Source organism: Neisseria sp. Dent CA1/247, from assembly GCF_022870825.1.
In the GTDB taxonomy this organism is placed as follows: domain Bacteria; phylum Pseudomonadota; class Gammaproteobacteria; order Burkholderiales; family Neisseriaceae; genus Neisseria; species Neisseria zoodegmatis.
Map to the genome: position 1 here is coordinate 2,022,926 of NZ_CP091522.1, position 19,365 is coordinate 2,042,290.

The window sequence follows — 19,365 nt, forward strand, 5'->3', positions numbered from 1 at the left end:
AAATTTTAATAAACATCCCCTTATTATTGGAACTCCGATGATAAATATATGCTAAAAAAAGGCCCTGCTTACCAGCAGGGCCTTGTATCGAACAGTTTAATTAACCGATAAATTCAACATGTTTTTCCAAAATGCTGTTCAGGGTTTCGCCTGAAGACATACCGGAGAATGTAATGCTGTTCTGATATGTTGCACCATTTTCACCTACACCGGTAAAGCTCAGAGTATGGGTTTTATCGTTCCATACTGCGCCTTGCAGATCTGCAGAGCTTACCAAATCAGCAAACACTACTTTGTCGGTACCTGCTTGGAAGTCCAAAATTTGGTCTTTGCCGCTGTTGCTATTGGCCAAGAATACAAACTTATCTGCCCCTTCTCCGCCTGCGAGAGTGTCATTACCTGCACCACCAAACAAGATATCGTTACCGGCTCCGCCGCTCAGATTGTCGTTACCACCATCTGAGCGTCCATCCAGCAGATTTTCCCAATTATTATGTACAAAATCTACTTTCTGCTGCGTAGTTGCTGCTTTACCGCCGTTTTCACTCCATTTAATGAATTCATCCAGTGCTGCAGAACCCATTCCGTCGTGACTACCTGCTTCATAAGACACACCGGTAGCTTTGTTGGTCCAAGACAGTTGGTCTGTATTGATTGAATCACCAAACAGAATATCGTTACCTTCTCCGCCGATCAAAGTATCGTGAGACACTTGATTTGCAACTATGGAAGTAGAACCTTTCTGCAAGGCTGCATCCAACTCTTTAGGCGAATGAACAATAGATGCTTCACCTGTCGCACCGTGATAAACCACAGAAGCATGTTTGTTGTAGTAAATCGGTGCGCTTACTACATCACGACCATAACCCAACGGCCCTGAAGTAGTGGTGTCAAAATATTTCAGCGTTGTTTGCTCAACACCTTGCTTGAAACCAATTGCATGAACGGCAGATAATGCGCTCAGCTTTTTAAAGCTATGCAAACCGGCATCAACTGCTTCTTGCGTTACATAACCAATGCTGCGTTTATGTCCGCTTGAGCCGTCTTTACCGTAAGCGGTAGGCTGGCCGTCTGTCAGGAAGTAAGTTACGTTGTTGTAACCGTTTCCGGACACTTCTTTAAACCACTTGGCTGTATCTCTAAACGCATCCTCGTAGTTAGTAACGCCACCGGTCTCTTTTGCTGTTTGTGCAGAAATGCCTTTCAGCAGTTTGTTTACATTGTGTTCGTTCAAATCACGAATATCCACAACTTCACGCGCTTTACCGCTAAATACAATCAGGGTCGTATTAACATTTCCGTCATGAGCAGCCAAATCACCCGCTAGTTTCAGCAATGATTTTTTAGCCATATGCAAGTAAGACTTACCATCTGCAGCAATGAAGTTATTCATACTGCTGGAAACGTCAAACAAGATAGCCACATTGTAATTAGCGCCCTTAGTAATAATGGTTTGAGTACCGCCATGGTCGCCAATTAATACGTCATTACCGCTTCCGCCTTTAATGGTGTTTGAACCGTTTGAACCGATGGTAATTTGGTCGTTATCCACACCATTAATAGTGATGCTCAGTTCCGCGGTAGACGTATCGCCATCGGCATCTTTAATGGTATAGGTGAAGGTATCAACCAGTTTTTGTCCACTGTTCAATGCTTTCACAGCAGAGTTATTGCCATTTAAGGTGTAAGTGTATGTGCCGTCTTGTGCCATCACCAATTTTCCGTACTGGCCATTGGCGCTTCCTGAAGAAGACGTGATCGGCGTATCAGCACCTTTCAAATCATTAGCCAATACATTACCGTACACAGAAGTATCTCTTTCACTCATACTATTAACATCATTAGCAGCTACCGGAGCGGTATCGGTAATCTTGATGTCTAAAGTATCCATGCCTGTATTACCGGCTTTGTCTTTAACAGCAACAACAAACTTATCGATAACTGAATCATCTCCTTTGGAGTGATCTTTGCGTCCGCCATTTTCGGTGTAAGTGTAAGCCACCTCACCTTTTGCTGCATTGTAGCCGTTAACAGTCAATGTTCCTTTGTCGGTTTTGATAACAACCGGGCGCGCAGCTGACGCTGACGTAACATCTTTGCCGGCTACAGTAATCATAACAATACCGCTAGCATCACCCACTTTAATAATTCCGCCAACTTTAGTACCTGTCGCTTCTTGGACATATTGGTCGGCCGCTTTAACGGATGGGGTTATGGTATCCACCGAACCGGGATCAGTTGCCTTAGCGATATTACCGGCAGCATCTTTCACAGAAGCTTTAGCAACATATTTACCTTCAGGCAAGCCGTTAAGTACATCTACGCTGTAGCTGCCATTGCCTTTTACTGTTGTAGTTACAGTTTGAATGCGACCATTGGCATCTGCCACCTCCACTGTCACCACTGAACCTACCGGCGCATCGGTCTTACCAGTAATGGTCGGAGTATTATCACGACTGTTGTCCGGCGCATCTACTGTGATGGTTGGTGCAACGGTATCTATTGAACCTTTATCGCTGGCTTTACCTTCATTACCTGCCGGATCTTTCACTTTGGCTTCAACAGTATAGTTGCCATCAGGCAAGCCTTTAGGCACATCTATACTGTAACCGCCATTAGGTTTCACTGTAGTAGTAACAGTTTGAACTCGGCCGTTGGCATCAGTTACCACTACGGTCACTACTGAACCTACCGGTGCATCGGTCTTACCTGTGATAGTTGGAGTATTGTCGTCGCAATTATCCGGGGCATCTACCGTAATCTTCGGAGCAACGGTGTCTACCGAACCTTTGTCGTTAGCTTTGCCCTCGTTACCGGCGGGATCCTGCACTTTGGCTTCAACAGTATAGCTGCCATCAGGTAAACCTTTAGGCACATCCACACTGTAACCTCCATTATCTTTTACGGTTGTAGTAACAGTTTGAACACCACCTTTAGCGTCGGTAACGATGACGGTCACAACCGAACCCACAGGCGCATCGGTCTTACCGCTGATGGTCGGAGTATTATCTTTGCTGTTGTCAGGCGCATCTACCGTAATCGTCGGTGCAACGGTATCCACCGAACCGTTATCGTTAGCTTTGCCTTCGTTACCGGACGGATCCTGTACTTTGGCTTCTACGCGGTAGTCGCCGTCCGGCAGTGCCGCCGGTACGTCAACGCTGTACACACCGCCGTCTTTAACGGTGGTGGTCACGGTTTGGCTGGCGCCGTTGGCGTCGGTTACCACTACGGTCACTACCGAGCCTACCGGAGCGTCGGTGTTACCGCTGATGGTCGGGGTGTTGTCGCTGCTGTTGTCGGGCGCGTCTACGCTGATCTTCGGCGCTGAGGTGTCGATGACGTTGCCTTCTTTGTCTTCGGCTGTGGCGGTATTGCCGGCTTTGTCGCTGACGGTGGCTTTGACACTGTACTCGCCTTCGGGCAGCGGTTGCGCTACGTCAACGCTGTAGCTGCCGTCTTTTTGAACGGTGGTGCTGACGGTTTGGCTGCGGCCGTCTGAACCGGTTACCACGACGGTCACCACTTGGCCTTCTTCCACATCGGTAGTGGTACCGGTGATGGTCGGGGTGGTGTCGTTGCTCAATGCGGGGGCATCTACGGTAATCGCAGCTTGGGTGTCTACCGAACCGTTGTCGTTAGCTTTGCCTTCGTTACCGGACGGATCCTGTACTTTGGCTTCTACGCGGTAGTCGCCGTCGGGCAGTGCCGCCGGTACGTCAACGCTGTACACACCGCCGTCTTTAACGGTGGTGGTCACGGTTTGGCTGGCGCCGTTGGCGTCGGTTACCACTACGGTCACTACCGAGCCTACCGGAGCGTCGGTGTTACCGCTGATGGTCGGGGTGTTGTCGCTGCTGTTGTCGGGCGCGTCTACGCTGATCATCGGCGCTGAGGTGTCGATGACGTTGCCTTCTTTGTCTTCGGCTGTGGCGGTATTGCCGGCTTTGTCGCTGACGGTGGCTTTGACGCTGTACTCGCCTTCGGGCAGCGGTTGCGCTACGTCAACGCTGTAGCTGCCGTCTTTTTGAACGGTGGTGCTGACGGTTTGGCTGCGGCCGTCTGAACCGGTCACCACGACGGTCACCACTTGGCCTTCTTCCACATCGGTAGTGGTACCGGTGATGGTCGGGGTGGTGTCGTTGCTCAATGCGGGGGCATCTACGGTAATCGCAGCTTGGGTGTCTACCGAACCGTTGTCGTTAGCTTTGCCTTCGTTACCGGACGGATCCTGTACTTTGGCTTCTACGCGGTAGTCGCCGTCGGGCAGTGCCGCCGGTACGTCAACGCTGTACACACCGCCGTCTTTAACGGTGGTGGTCACGGTTTGGCTGGCGCCGTTGGCGTCGGTTACCACTACGGTCACTACCGAGCCTACCGGAGCGTCGGTGTTACCGCTGATGGTCGGGGTGTTGTCGCTGCTGTTGTCGGGCGCGTCTACGCTGATCATCGGCGCTGAGGTGTCGATGACGTTGCCTTCTTTGTCTTCGGCTGTGGCGGTATTGCCGGCTTTGTCGCTGACGGTGGCTTTGACGCTGTACTCGCCTTCGGGCAGCGGTTGCGCTACGTCAACGCTGTAGCTGCCGTCTTTTTGAACGGTGGTGCTGACGGTTTGGCTGCGGCCGTCTGAACCGGTTACCACGACGGTCACCACTTGGCCTTCTTCCACATCGGTAGTGGTACCGGTGATGGTCGGGGTGGTGTCGTTGCTCAATGCGGGGGCATCTACGGTAATCGCAGCTTGGGTGTCTACCGAACCGTTGTCGTTAGCTTTGCCTTCGTTACCGGACGGATCCTGTACTTTGGCTTCTACGCGGTAGTCGCCGTCGGGCAGTGCCGCCGGTACGTCAACGCTGTACACACCGCCGTCTTTAACGGTGGTGGTCACGGTTTGGCTGGCGCCGTTGGCGTCGGTTACCACTACGGTCACTACCGAGCCTACCGGAGCGTCGGTGTTACCGCTGATGGTCGGGGTGTTGTCGCTGCTGTTGTCGGGCGCGTCTACGCTGATCATCGGCGCTGAGGTGTCGATGACGTTGCCTTCTTTGTCTTCGGCTGTGGCGGTATTGCCGGCTTTGTCGCTGACGGTGGCTTTGACGCTGTACTCGCCTTCGGGCAGCGGTTGCGCTACGTCAACGCTGTAGCTGCCGTCTTTTTGAACGGTGGTGCTGACGGTTTGGCTGCGGCCGTCTGAACCGGTCACCACGACGGTCACCACTTGGCCTTCTTCCACATCGGTAGTGGTACCGGTGATGGTCGGGGTGGTGTCGTTGCTCAATGCGGGGGCATCTACGGTAATCGCAGCTTGGGTGTCTACCGAACCGTTGTCGTTAGCTTTGCCTTCGTTACCGGACGGATCCTGTACTTTGGCTTCTACGCGGTAGTCGCCGTCGGGCAGTGCCGCCGGTACGTCAACGCTGTACACACCGCCGTCTTTAACGGTGGTGGTCACGGTTTGGCTGGCGCCGTTGGCGTCGGTTACCACTACGGTCACTACCGAGCCTACCGGAGCGTCGGTGTTACCGCTGATGGTCGGGGTGTTGTCGCTGCTGTTGTCGGGCGCGTCTACGCTGATCATCGGCGCTGAGGTGTCGATGACGTTGCCTTCTTTGTCTTCGGCTGTGGCGGTATTGCCGGCTTTGTCGCTGACGGTGGCTTTGACGCTGTACTCGCCTTCGGGCAGCGGTTGCGCTACGTCAACGCTGTAGCTGCCGTCTTTTTGAACGGTGGTGCTGACGGTTTGGCTGCGGCCGTCTGAACCGGTCACCACGACGGTCACCACTTGGCCTTCTTCCACATCGGTAGTGGTACCGGTGATGGTCGGGGTGGTGTCGTTGCTCAATGCGGGGGCATCTACGGTAATCGCAGCTTGGGTGTCTACCGAACCGTTGTCGTTAGCTTTGCCTTCGTTACCGGACGGATCCTGTACTTTGGCTTCTACGCGGTAGTCGCCGTCGGGCAGTGCCGCCGGTACGTCAACGCTGTACACACCGCCGTCTTTAACGGTGGTGGTCACGGTTTGGCTGGCGCCGTTGGCGTCGGTTACCACTACGGTCACTACCGAGCCTACCGGAGCGTCGGTGTTACCGCTGATGGTCGGGGTGTTGTCGCTGCTGTTGTCGGGCGCGTCTACGCTGATCATCGGCGCTGAGGTGTCGATGACGTTGCCTTCTTTGTCTTCGGCTGTGGCGGTATTGCCGGCTTTGTCGCTGACGGTGGCTTTGACGCTGTACTCGCCTTCGGGCAGCGGTTGCGCTACGTCAACGCTGTAGCTGCCGTCTTTTTGAACGGTGGTGCTGACGGTTTGGCTGCGGCCGTCTGAACCGGTCACCACGACGGTCACCACTTGGCCTTCTTCCACATCGGTAGTGGTACCGGTGATGGTCGGGGTGGTGTCGTTGCTCAATGCGGGGGCATCTACGGTAATCGCAGCTTGGGTGTCTACCGAACCGTTGTCGTTAGCTTTGCCTTCGTTACCGGACGGATCCTGTACTTTGGCTTCTACGCGGTAGTCGCCGTCGGGCAGTGCCGCCGGTACGTCAACGCTGTACACACCGCCGTCTTTAACGGTGGTGGTCACGGTTTGGCTGGCGCCGTTGGCGTCGGTTACCACTACGGTCACTACCGAGCCTACCGGAGCGTCGGTGTTACCGCTGATGGTCGGGGTGTTGTCGCTGCTGTTGTCGGGCGCGTCTACGCTGATCATCGGCGCTGAGGTGTCGATGACGTTGCCTTCTTTGTCTTCGGCTGTGGCGGTATTGCCGGCTTTGTCGCTGACGGTGGCTTTGACGCTGTACTCGCCTTCGGGCAGCGGTTGCGCTACGTCAACGCTGTAGCTGCCGTCTTTTTGAACGGTGGTGCTGACGGTTTGGCTGCGGCCGTCTGAACCGGTCACCACGACGGTCACCACTTGGCCTTCTTCCACATCGGTAGTGGTACCGGTGATGGTCGGGGTGGTGTCGTTGCTCAATGCGGGGGCATCTACGGTAATCGCAGCTTGGGTGTCTACCGAACCGTTGTCGTTAGCTTTGCCTTCGTTACCGGACGGATCCTGTACTTTGGCTTCTACGCGGTAGTCGCCGTCGGGCAGTGCCGCCGGTACGTCAACGCTGTACACACCGCCGTCTTTAACGGTGGTGGTCACGGTTTGGCTGGCGCCGTTGGCGTCGGTTACCACTACGGTCACTACCGAGCCTACCGGAGCGTCGGTGTTACCGCTGATGGTCGGGGTGTTGTCGCTGCTGTTGTCGGGTGCGTCTACGCTGATTTGCGGCGCAGTAGTATCAATAGAGCCGTCATCTTTAGCGGTGCCTTCGTTGCCTAATTTATCTTTTACGGACGCTGTAACATTATATTTACCGTCCGGCAATGCTTCTGGCACATCTACACTATAGCCGCCATCGGCTTGAACAGTAGCGGTTAATGTTTGAACTTTATTGTTCGCATCTGTTACCACAATAGTAACGATTTGGCCTTCTTCCACATCTGTGGTTTTGCCTGTAATGGTAGGCGTGGTATCGCTGCTTGCATCCGGTGCATCAACAGTAATTTTAGCGGTCGTATCAATACTGCCGGGATCGGTGGCCGTTGCTGATTTATCAGAAGGCGTTTTCACTGTAGCAGTAGCAACATAATCGCCGTCAGCCAAAGGCTTTTCAGGTTCTACGGAATATTCTCCGGTTTCTCCGATAATGGTAGAAACTGTTTGTGCATTGCCTTGACTGTCAGTCAACACAACGGTAACCACACTGCCGGGTTCTGCAAAACCAACTTTACCGGTAATTTCAGGGGTATTATCAGTTGTGTTATCGGGAGCATTCACGGAAATGATGGGATCGCGCGGAGCACCATCATCATTATTGCCGCCCAAAGCGGCTAAGCCGCCCAAAGGCAGGGCAGCCAACAACCACAGCGGATTAGGCAACCACGTTGCGCTGATAATTTCACCGCCCAAAGCCTGACCGGCCTGAACTTCTTCTGCCAACATGGTTACGGCGTCTGAAGCTTCGGTACTCTCAGGAACATACGGGTAAACATTACCGTTTTCGTGCTCACCGACCAACAAGCTGCTTTTCGAAGCACCTGTTCCGTTTGAATAATAACCTTCCAAAATCAAATCCGGATTTTGGATTTCGGTACCCTCAAAAGCAATCTCAAGGTTGTCGCCGACGCGTTTGGTCATGATATTTTCAGGAGCAAACTGCGTGAGCTCGTCTACGAATTGATAATTGACATCCGCTTGTGCGGGAATGCGCAAAACTTCACCCGAGGCCGTCTGAAATTTGACGGTTTCTACGGTTTCTTTGGCATTGTTGATTTTTAACGTAATGTTTTTAGACATATTATTCACCTTATCATTTTCAATTTAATTTATTTCTTTTCACCGTGCAGAATCACTTCAACGCGACGGTTAGGTTGGTCGCATTGTTTGCGCGCATTCTCATCAGCCGGGTGTTTGGCGCGGCAGTCTTTTACTACCAGTTCGCGCTCGCCACGGCCTTCCGCACTGACTACTCTGTTGTCTAAACCGCTTTCGACCAAAACGCGTTTAACCGTTTCAGCACGTTCAACTGAAAGTTTTTGGTTGTATTGGGGCTTGCCGGCGGGGTCTGCATGACCCACCACCGCCACACTGGTTACCGAATCGGGGTGTTGTTTGATTTCATTGGAGATTTGGTCAACTTCCTGCTTACCTTTAGGCAGCATGCCGGCATAGTCGGAACGATCGAATGCAAACAATGTTGAAGCCTGCAAAGCATATTTTTTCAAAACGATTGCACACTTTTGTGCGCTGGAAACACGGGAAAGCGTGTGATTTTGGCGTGGAATGCCTTTCATTTCGACTTCGGCTTGCTCGGGCGATACGGCACGCAATACGGGATTGCCCGCCCCGTCATCTACCACTTTGAAGAAAGATACAGCGGCTTCGGGCAAATTGTAGTAGTCGCCTGAATTCAACTTATGGCGGTAACCTGCATCGCGCTTGGTAAACTCAGCATGAAAACGTTGGTTTTGCGCACATATCGTTTCTTGGCGGTAAGCATTGGGTTGCAGCGAGCCTGAATACTGTCCGTTAACGTAAATATTGACAGTGGGGCCGGCAATGGCGTCAGCCTCACGGTAAACAACCACAGAAGAGCGGTTTTCCGGCACTGAAGTGCTGTATACTGCTTCTTTGGTATCTATCCAGCTTTCCCTTTGCTGATGCGCACAGCCTACTGCCGTGAGCGGTAATAATATCCACAATAAATTACGGTACTGAAACATAATTCAAAACTCCTGACTTTCTATAATCTATAACGCATCCGAAAGAACGGCACTATTCGTTATATTCAAATATTTACAGCTATAATCAATATAAACCGACTAATGAAGTTTCACATGACATAGCCCATAGCAATAATAGAATGATATACGCATTGCCGTTGCTTTTTCACATACAGATACCAACGGTATTTTTTTATGGATAACAGGTATCCCATTGTATTTGCCTTAACATTTAATAACTTTTTAGCAGAAAAAGTTAATCATTTGAATTTAAATAACATAATTTTAATCATTTGAAATATTCCGATAAAAATAACAAAATAAATAAGGTAATTATCTTTTTTGCAACAAGTCTCTGCTTCTTGCAGCTTTAAGCACTAGACAACTTTCCGGCCTTTCGTACATCAGCTTTGCAATTTCCGCTAAAATACGGCTTTTCATACCACAATCCCCCAATCCATGCGCCTCACCCATATCAAACTTGCCGGCTTCAAATCGTTTACCGACCCCACCACCATTCATGTACCCGGACAGCTTGTTGCCGTTATCGGGCCGAACGGCTGTGGAAAATCAAACGTGATCGATGCCGTGCGTTGGGTATTGGGAGAAGCATCAGCCAAACAACTGCGCGGCGAGAGTATGCAGGACGTGATTTTCAACGGTGCCGCCACACGCCGCCCCGCTCCGCGCGCTTCGGTGGAATTGGTGTTCGACAACAGCGATCACAGCTTGCAGGGCGCATGGGGGCAATATGCCGAGGTAAGCATCAAGCGGCAGCTTACGCGGCAGGGCGAATCCACTTACTTTATTAATAACCAAGTGGTACGCCGCCGCGACATCACCGATCTCTTTCTCGGCACCGGCGTAGGCGCGCGCGGTTATGCCGTGATTGAACAAGGCATGATTTCGCGCATCATCGAAGCGCGGCCGGAAGAATTGCGGGCATATATAGAAGAAGCGGCGGGCGTATCCAAATACAAAGAACGCCGCAAAGAAACGGAAGGCCGTCTGAAAGACACCCGCGAGCATCTGCAACGATTGTCTGACTTACAAAACGAGCTTGCCCGCCAAGTAGAAAAACTTGAAAAGCAGGCCGAAACTGCCGAACGCTACCAAACGCTCACCCGCCAACTTTCGCAACAGCAAGACCTGCTCGACTATGTGCAATGGCAGCAATCGCTGGCCACTGCCGACAAAGCCACTGCGCAACACCAAACATTCCAGCAACAGCAAGACGAAACCGCCGCCCAAGTCCAAGCCCTAACCGAAGAAATCCACGCCCTGCAAGCCACCGAACAGGCGCAGCAACAGAGCGTGCACGACATCAGCAACCAGCGCGGCGTATTGCGCGAACAGATTGCCCGCTTGGAAGAACAAATCCGCCACCAACAAACCCTGCACCAGCGCATCGAGCGCGACAAAGCCGCCGCACAGGTACAGCTTTCGCGTATCCACCAAGAGCAGCGGCAAATCAAAGAACAGCTTGAAGAAGCCGACATTCATATAGAAGAAAAACAGATTGAACTGGCCGAGTTGGCCATGCAGGTTGCCGAACACGAAGAACGCCTGCCCGAACTCGAAGAAGCGCAGTCCGCGCTGAATACCGCCTACCAAAACCAGCAGGACGAACACAACCGCATCAAGCGCGAACTGGCCTTAAAGCAGCAGCAACTCGCCCACTCGCAGCAAACCCTGCAACAGCACGAAGCCCGCAAAGGCCGTCTGAAACAGGAAAGCCAAGCACTCAACCTGCCCGACAACAGCGAAACCGCCGCCGCACAAGAACAGGCCGCCCTGCTGCACAGCCAGCAGGAACATTACGAAGAACAGATTCTCGCCGCCGAAGAGCAGCTCAACAGCCTGCGCGAACAATTTCAGACGGCCTCACAACACCAGCAAAGCCTGAAGCAGCAACACATTACCCTGCAAGCACAACAGCAGGCGCTGGCTCATCTGCTCGCCCAAAACGAGGCCGCCCAAACCGATTTCTGGCAGCAAACCGCGGCGGCGGACGCGCCCCAGCTTTGGCAACACATCACCGCGCCCGCCGACTGGCAGCACGCCTTAAGCGTGATTCTAGCCACACGTCTGCACGCCCGCGCCGTACCCGCCGCCTTCCAACCGCCCTCGCCCCTGCCCGAAGGCAGTGCCGCTTGGTTGGCCGACAATCTTTCAGGCGGCCTCAAGAAAACCCTGCCCGCTCAAGCGCTGCTGAACCAAATCCAAGCCAAAGCCCCTTTTCAGACGGCCTTACACCATTGGTTGGACGGCGTTTTATGCGCCCCCGATTTAGATTACGCCATACAGCATCAAGCCGATTTGCAAAACCACCAAATCTGGCTCACGCCCGAAGGCCACCAAATCGACCGCGTCAGCGTGGTGCTGTATGCCCAAGCCGCACAAGAAAACCTGATGGCGCGCAAAGCCCGTTTGGACGAATTAACCGCCGAATTGGAACAACTCACGCCCAAACTGGCCGCAGCGGAACAACAATCCGCCCAAACCCAAACCGCTTTGAATGCTGCCGAACAGCACTACAAAAACCTGCATCAGCAGCAAAAGCAGCACAGCCAACAATACCAGTCGGCTCAAAACCGCGCTGCCGAACTGCTCGCACGCACCAATCAGGGCCAAATCCGCCGCGAGCATATCGAACGCGAACTGGCACAGCTCGAAGAAGAACAAATCATTCTCGAGCAAACTTCAGACGGCCTCGAAGACGATATCGCCACGCTTACCGAAGCCGCAGCCGAACTCGAACACCAGCAGCAAAACACCGGCGGCAGCCGCCAAGAGCAGCAAGGCCGTCTGAAACAAGCCCAGTTAGCCCTTCTCGAAGCCAACCGCCAATACGGTTTGGCAGAAGTGGCCGTGCACAAACTGCAACAGCAAAAACAGCACTTCCAGCAACAATTGATCCAGCTTGAGCAGCAAACTTTCGACTGGCAGGAACGCCAATCCGAATTGGCCCTTGCTTACGAAACCGAAACCCAAAACGACGAACAGCAAGCCAAACTCAGCGAACTGACCGAATCGGCACAAACCCTCGACGAGCAGTACGCCGCCATGCAGGAGCAACTCGCCGCCACCCAAGAAAAAGGCCGCGAACAATACGCCCGCCAGCAAACCCTGTCGGCAAAACTGCCGCAATTGCAGGCCGCCACCCAAACCGCTTTGCTGCAACAACAAGAAGCCCTGCTGAACGCCAAACGCTTCCACCAAAATCTTGCCGAACGCCAAGCCGATTTCGACGCACTCGAATCACTGGCCGCTGCGTCCGGCAGCTTAAAAAACCTCAACAGCGACATCGGCAGCCTCGCCCAACAAATCGAAGCCCTCGGTGCCGTCAACCTTGCCGCTTTGCAAGAGTTGGAAGAAGCCCGCGAACGCGACGGCTACTACCGCGGCCAAAGCGAAGACGTGCAGGCCGCCATCAACCTGCTTGAAGAAGCCATAGAACAAATCGACAACAAAACCAAATCGCGGTTTAAAGAAACCTTCGATGCCGTAAACGAAAAAGTGCAAACCTTCTTCCCCACCCTGTTCGGCGGTGGCGAAGCCAAGCTGCACATGATAGGCGATGACCTGCTCACTTCCGGCGTATCCATCATGGCGCGCCCGCCCGGCAAGAAAAATAGCACTATCCATCTTTTAAGCGGCGGCGAAAAAGCCCTGACCGCCATGAGCTTGGTGTTTGCCCTGTTCAGCCTCAACCCCGCCCCCTTCTGCCTACTCGACGAAGTGGACGCACCGCTCGACGATGCCAACACCGGCCGCTTCTGTAATCTGGTGAAAGAAATGTCGGCGCAAACCCAGTTTCTCTACATCTCGCACAACCGCCTCACCATGGAAATGGCCGAACAGCTTATCGGCGTAACCATGCAGGAAAAAGGCGTATCGCGCATTGTGGCGGTGGATATCCAACAGGCTTTGAGCATGGCGGAACCGGCTTAAAGCTTGCCCGCAATATTGAAGCCCGAAAAACACAGTTGTCCTGACAAGCCTCCGCTTCACGCATGATTACGCAGGGCAACTATCATGTACAATACTCACTTTTCACACGGGCCTGAGCACACGCCGCCCGATATAACCGGCAACATGAACAATCCTCTGATATGGCAGCCCCAACTGCCCGAAACCGTTTTACACAGCGTCTCTGAAAACGCCGCCACATTAATGCATGCACAATCGCTGACCGCAGCATTGCGGAACACCAATCACACATTTTCCGTGCGTTTGCTCCGTTTGGGTAAAGACAGCTTCGATCCGGCATTTTCAGACGGCCTCAATCCCAACGACACAGACAAATGGTTCTCCCGCGATGTGTTGCTGTGTCTAAACCAAACACCGGTCGTTTGGGCGCGCAGCATTTGCCGTGCCGATGCAGATAATTGGTGCGGGCTTTTGGATTGCGGCACCCGTCCGCTGGGCGAAAAATTGTTTGACGGCTCTCTACCGCTGACCCGCTCCCCTTTCGAATACACCTCTCCATCCCAACAACACCGCCTGCCCGGATTCGACGGACACGCTTTCGCAGCACGACGCTCGTTTTTTAGCTGGCAGCAAGAAACATTAGGCTTGGCCGAATACTTTCTGCCCGGGCTGCAAAGTTTTGTTTAAGCACATGAGTCTTTTCATAATCTGGTCTATAATTCTGCATAAAACAGCGTAACGACAAGCCGTTTGGAAACAGACGGCTTGTCTATTTCCATCATATTAATAAATAAAGTAAATATTACACATGAATATAAAACGGTTACTCTTAAAATTTCTGCCGCGCTATGTCGTAGGAAGGCTGGTGATTTACAGCAAACTGATGCGTATAGAAAAGCCCATCGGCACTTTGCTGCTGCTTTGGCCGACTTTTTGGGCATTGTGGATCGCTTCAGAAGGTATTCCCGACTTCACCATCCTGCTCGCCTTCGCCGCCGGCACTTTCCTGATGCGCAGCGCAGGATGTGTGGTGAACGACTTTGCCGACCGCGATTTCGACGGCTCGGTAGAAAGAACCCAAAACCGTCCGTTTGCCAAAGGCTTGGTTTCCACAGAAGAAGCCATACTTTTGGCGCTGATTCTCTGCCTCATGGCTGCATTGTGCCTTCTACCCCTCAACCGCCTGACTTGGCTGATAAGCTTGCCTGCACTGTTTTTGGCCGTTACCTACCCGTTTACCAAACGCTTTTTCCCTCTTCCCCAATTTTATTTAGGCCTAGCCTTCTCGTTCGGCATCCCCATGGCCTTTGCCGCCGTAACAGAAACCGTCCCGCCTTTGGCTTGGCTGATTTTCACCGCCAATGTTTTATGGACTTTGGCATACGATACCATTTATGCCATGGCCGATAAGGAAGACGATTTAAAAATCGGCATCCGCACTTCGGCCATCACGTTCGGCGACAACGACATCTCGGCCATCATGATTTGCCACTTTTGGTTTACTGCCTTGATGGCTATACTGGGTGTTCAAATTCAAGCCACATGGCCTTTCTGGCTGGCCTTGCCGCTCACCGTTTACTGGCAATTCCAACAATACCGCCAAATCAAAACGCGCGACCGCTGGCTGTGTTTCCGCACGTTCTTAGAAAACAACCGCATCGGCTTGGTTTGGTTTTTAGCTATTGCCGGGCACTATTTATGGCTGTCTTTTCAGACGGCCTGAGGCATCAGCAAAACGAAAGTGCACAACACATTACTCCATATTCAGGTTAGATATTTCACTCCGAATATCAACGCACAAATAAAAAGGCAGACGCAATATACGTCTGCCTTTTTGTTGATTAATACAAGATTAAAAAACAATCATCAACCCAAATTATCCGCCATAGCGGCATGTTCGCTTTCCAATTGCTTCTCCGCCAACACCGCCAGCTGCGATGCTACGCCCTGCTCAATTTTTGCCAAGCTGGCCGCATTCGCTTCGTGATAAGCCTCTTCAAGCGCGAAAGCAAATCCTACCGCATCCGTTCCGCCGTGGCTTTTAATCACTACACCGCGCAAGCCGAGGAAAATGGCTCCGTTAAAACGGCGCGGGTCGAATTTATTTTTAAAGCCCTTCAAAGCCGGCATGGAAACCAACGCCGCAGCTTTGGTAAACAGATTGGCCTTAAACTCTTGCTTGATGGCGCCGCCCATGAATTTGACTGCGCCTTCAATGGTTTTCAGCACAATATTGCCGACAAAACCGTCAGCGACAATCACATCCACATTGCCGGTAAATACCGTATTGCCTTCCACATTGCCGATAAAATTCAAATTGCTTTCGCTCAACAGTTTGAAAGTCTGCTTAACCGTATCAGTACCTTTGATTTCTTCCGTACCTACATTCAGTAAACCCACTCTCGGTCGACCTTTTGCGGGATAAAGCGCCTGATAAAGCTCGCTGCCGATTACTGCAAACTGCATCAACTGTTCCGCCGTGCAATCAACATTGGCACCCAAATCCAGCATCAAAGTCACATGGTCGGAAGCCGAGGGCAGAAACTTGGCAATTGCCGGCCGCTCAATACCGGGGATGGTTTTCAGCACAAAACGGGCGGTAGCCATCAAAGCACCGGTATTACCGGCAGACACGGCAGCTTGGGCATGCCCCTCTTTCACTTGATTAATCGCCACCCGCATGGAAGAGTCTTTTTTATTTTTCAGCGCCAGCTGCGGCGCCTCGTCCATTTCCACCACCTGCGTGGAATGGATTACAGTAATCCTGTCCATCGGCGCTTGTGCAGCGGCCAAAGCAGATTTCAAGGCGGATTCGTCGCCCACCATAATCAGATGCACATTACTCTGCTGCTTAAGAAAAGCTATGGCTCCGGGTACAGTTACATCCAAACCGGCATCACCGCCCATAGCATCTACTGCCAAAGTAATCATAAATTTTCTCCGTGTTCCCAAATTTTGCCGGAAGTATCAATGCCGTTTTATTCTACGCATCTACCCGGCTATCCCTGCAATGTTTTCAGACGGCATTCTCTACAAAGGCCGTCTGAATCAATCACCTATTTACTCAAAATACACCGCAAACAAAGGATGTCTTAAGCAAATCAATTTATTTTCAGTAGTGTTTACAATATAAAAAGACGCTCAAATATGCAGGCAGCTACTTTAACACAAGCCGCCCGCAGATTCCGCTTCAAGTTTCTCAATCAATGGTTGCCTGATCGGCCAAACGGTTGTGCTCGTCGATATCGTCAGCATCCCACGGATAGTTAATCCACCAGTCCTGCACGGTAATGCCGCTGAAATAAGGCATACCTTCCGGCAGCTTGCCTTTCTTCTCTTTGATTTTCTCATGCAAAACGGCGATTCCGATGGTGCCGAAGCCCTCTTTCGCGAACTCATTGAGGCAGAACTCCAAAGTTACCCGGCTGTCGTCAACTTCATCCACAACCAGCACGTTCTTGCCTTTCAAGGTTTCAGGCAGCGGATCAAGCCATTGGATTTTCTTTACGCTGTCGGTCACTTTGCCCGTATGCTCGCCGTCGTAATAAGCCGTAGTAACCGCATAAATCGGAATATTTAAAAAGCAGCGCAAAATTCTCGCCGGAATAAACCCGCCGCCGCCAATAGCGATCATTGCATCATATTGAACACCGGAAGCCTTTACTTTATCGGCAAGCTGTTTGATGACGCGGTGAACATCATCGTATGTATACCAGATTTTCTTTTTCATCGTACAAAACCATATACCCGACAAGCAGGGCATTCAAACCTTTCAGACGGCCTCATGCCCTACTTAACTGCAACCAACCTAGCTGACGTATCAGTAACGTAAAAAAGCCAGCAATTGCGGTTTTGGGGCAATTTTCTGGCTTTCTCTTCATCAGCAAAGGCGTAGAAACTTATTCGCCTTTAGCTTTTACCACTTTGCGGCCACGGTACATACCGTTGGGAGAAATGTGGTGGGGGCGGTGTACTTCACCGGTAGCGCTGTCAACCGACAGAGCAGGTGCAGTCAAAGCATCGTGTGAACGGTGCATACCGCGTTTTGAGGGAGATTTTTTATTTTGTTGAACGGCCATTTCAAGCTCCTAAAAATATATAAAACTAAAACCGGTTAGCGGCTGCTTTTCAGCCCTGCCAAAACGGCAAACGGATTGGGTTTGTCCTGATTCACCTCTTCAATAGCGGCATTGTCGCATGATTCGTGGCGCGGCGAAAAAGGCAGTGCCATCAGGATTTGGTCTTCCACCAAAACACGCACGTCCATTTCGCTTTCTGCCACCATTCCTTCCAATTCCTCATCGGAGAGCATGGCTTCGTCTAAAACGGCTTCGTCATCAAACAAAACGATGCGGCTGTGTTCATTCAGCTCGAAAGGCATCGGTTTGATGCAACGCTGGCATACCAAAGGAATGCTGCCGCTTACACTGAGATCAAGAAACAAACGCTGCAAGCGGTCTTGCCCGCCTTGCAGCGTAAACGAAACCTCTGACTGTTTGTCGGCAAAATATTCGTGCGACCAAACGCGTTCGTCCAACTGGCTAAGCAAAAATCTGCCTTGCAAACTCTGCTTTTCTGCGGCGAAAGCTGCGGGGTCAATCAAATTAAGGTCTGACATAAACGGGGTATGATATAATTTAAAAGATTTAACGTCAATGATTTTATTGCATACATGAATACATCTCTGCCGCTTATTTTAGGCTCAAGCTCCGTATTCCGCCAAGCCCAGCTGCAACGCTTGAGCATCGTTTTTCAGACGGCCTCACCCGATTGCGATGAAACACCCGCTGCCAACGAAACGGCAGAGGAAACCGCATTACGTTTGGCAGTCGGCAAAGCACGCTCGTTGGCAGCACAATTTCCTGAAGCTCTGATTATCGGTGCAGATCAAGTTGCGTGGAGCAACGGCACCCAATTGGGTAAACCGATGAACGTCGCGAATGCACAACACATGCTCGCATCTTTAAGCGGGCAGCGCATCGAATTTTACAGCGCAGTCTGCCTGCTCAACACCTCTTCAAACAGCCTGCACACACATATAGATAAAACCGTAGTTACCATGCGCACGCTCAGCAGCGAGCAAATCCGCCGCTATTTGGAGCGCGAACCCGATGCCGTATATTGCGCCGGCGCAGCCAAAAGCGAAGGGCTGGGCGCGGCATTGTTGGAAAGAATTGACAGCACAGACCCGAACGCGCTCATCGGCCTGCCTATTTTTAAATTGGTCGATTTTCTCGCTTTAGAAGGCTTCGACGTACTGTAACCCACACAATGAAGCTTGTTATTCAGACATAGAAAGCAAACATTTTAAAAACAGTTTTTAAAAACAGTATTGAGGCCGTCTGAAAACCACTAACCTCTCTTTTTTCAGACGGCCTCAACCCAATAATATAATCCAGTTATTATTATTCAGACCAAACATCATGCCGCCCATTCTCTATCTCATTCCCACGCCCCTCGGCACGCCCGACACGCCCTGCCTGCTTCCACACGAACAAGCTCAAATTAGCGGTTTAACCGACTTTGTGGTCGAAGCAGAAAAAACCGCCCGCAGCCACTTAAAGCACCTCGGCATCACCACGCCGATTCGCGAGCTAAACCTGCAAACCCTCAACGAACACACGGATATCAACACCTTGCCGGAACTGCTGAAACCGTTACACGAAGGCCGGAGCATGGGCATAGTCAGCGAAGCAGGCTGCCCCGCAGTAGCCGATCCCGGCGCCAACCTTGTGGCACTTGCCCACAAACACGGCTTCGAAGTCCGCCCGCTTGTCGGCCCGTCCAGCCTTTTGCTGGCACTCATGGCCTCCGGCGCCAACGGTCAGAACTTCGCTTTCAAAGGCTATCTGCCGTCTGAAAAAACCGAACGCATCCAAGCATTGAAATCTTTGGAACAACAATCGCGGCGCAACAACGAGACCCAAATTTTTATCGAAACGCCCTACCGCAACAACGCCATGCTTGAAGATGCCGTCGCCACCCTTTCTCCGTCAACGCGCTTGTGTACTGCCAGTGATTTAACCCTGCCCACGCAAACCATTATCAGCAAACACGTTGCCGATTGGCGCAAACTCCCCTCCCTTCCCGATTTGAAGAAACAGCCGACCATATTTATCTTGCACGCTGCATAATTTTTCTGCTTGCCAAGCAAAATTTCTTTGC

General features: G+C 51.8%; 11 protein-coding genes. 5 read left to right on the forward strand and 6 right to left on the reverse strand.

The features are described 5' to 3' along the window. Positions 1-100: 100 nt before the first annotated feature. Both LVJ85_RS09965 and LVJ85_RS09970 read right to left on the reverse strand, forming a co-directional pair. A complete protein-coding gene (locus LVJ85_RS09965) occupies positions 101-8,341 on the reverse strand; it encodes an Ig-like domain-containing protein (RefSeq protein ID WP_244739614.1) in 8,241 nt (2,746 codons plus the stop codon). A gap of 29 nt (positions 8,342-8,370) precedes the next feature. Beyond that, positions 8,371-9,267: an OmpA family protein gene (locus LVJ85_RS09970; RefSeq protein ID WP_244739616.1), complete on the reverse strand. Its 897-nt coding sequence runs from the start codon at positions 9,265-9,267 to the stop codon at positions 8,371-8,373. Between the two features lie 459 nt (positions 9,268-9,726). On the opposite strand from LVJ85_RS09970, the gene smc reads away from it, so the two are divergent. From smc to ubiA, 3 genes are all read left to right on the forward strand, one after another. Continuing rightward, the gene (gene smc, locus LVJ85_RS09975; RefSeq protein ID WP_244739634.1) at positions 9,727-13,221 is read left to right on the forward strand and encodes a chromosome segregation protein SMC; all 3,495 of its coding nucleotides are present in this window, start codon (positions 9,727-9,729) and stop codon (positions 13,219-13,221) included. Positions 13,222-13,305: 84 nt separating this feature from the next. Then, on the forward strand, positions 13,306-13,887 hold the full coding sequence (locus tag LVJ85_RS09980; protein ID WP_244739643.1) for a chorismate lyase: 582 nt from the start codon (positions 13,306-13,308) through the stop codon (positions 13,885-13,887). 121 nt (positions 13,888-14,008) lie between these two features. Continuing rightward, entirely contained in the window at positions 14,009-14,923 is a 915-nt protein-coding gene (gene ubiA / locus LVJ85_RS09985) for a 4-hydroxybenzoate octaprenyltransferase (protein ID WP_244739645.1), read from the forward strand. 143 nt (positions 14,924-15,066) lie between these two features. Here the strand turns inward: ubiA and plsX are convergent, their stop codons facing one another. From plsX to LVJ85_RS10005, 4 genes are all read right to left on the reverse strand, one after another. Next, positions 15,067-16,131 (reverse strand): phosphate acyltransferase PlsX, encoded by a 1,065-nt coding sequence (plsX, locus tag LVJ85_RS09990; protein ID WP_085363989.1) that lies wholly within the window; start codon positions 16,129-16,131, stop codon positions 15,067-15,069. A gap of 268 nt (positions 16,132-16,399) precedes the next feature. Then, positions 16,400-16,930: a phosphoribosyltransferase gene (locus tag LVJ85_RS09995; RefSeq protein WP_244739654.1), complete on the reverse strand. Its 531-nt coding sequence runs from the start codon at positions 16,928-16,930 to the stop codon at positions 16,400-16,402. A gap of 169 nt (positions 16,931-17,099) precedes the next feature. After that, on the reverse strand, positions 17,100-17,279 hold the full coding sequence (gene rpmF / locus LVJ85_RS10000; protein WP_004283533.1) for a 50S ribosomal protein L32: 180 nt from the start codon (positions 17,277-17,279) through the stop codon (positions 17,100-17,102). A gap of 35 nt (positions 17,280-17,314) precedes the next feature. Next, complete coding sequence (locus tag LVJ85_RS10005) at positions 17,315-17,818, reverse strand: DUF177 domain-containing protein (protein WP_115134545.1); 504 nt, start codon at positions 17,816-17,818, stop codon at positions 17,315-17,317. A 54-nt stretch (positions 17,819-17,872) separates the two neighbouring features. Here LVJ85_RS10005 and LVJ85_RS10010 point away from each other — a divergent pair, with 54 nt between their 5' ends. Continuing rightward, positions 17,873-18,463: a nucleoside triphosphate pyrophosphatase gene (locus LVJ85_RS10010; RefSeq protein ID WP_244739662.1), complete on the forward strand. Its 591-nt coding sequence runs from the start codon at positions 17,873-17,875 to the stop codon at positions 18,461-18,463. 160 nt (positions 18,464-18,623) lie between these two features. Further along, positions 18,624-19,334 carry an SAM-dependent methyltransferase gene (locus tag LVJ85_RS10015; RefSeq protein WP_244739664.1) on the forward strand — a complete coding sequence of 237 codons (711 nt, stop codon included), beginning with the start codon at positions 18,624-18,626 and terminating at the stop codon, positions 19,332-19,334. Positions 19,335-19,365: the final 31 nt, after the last annotated feature.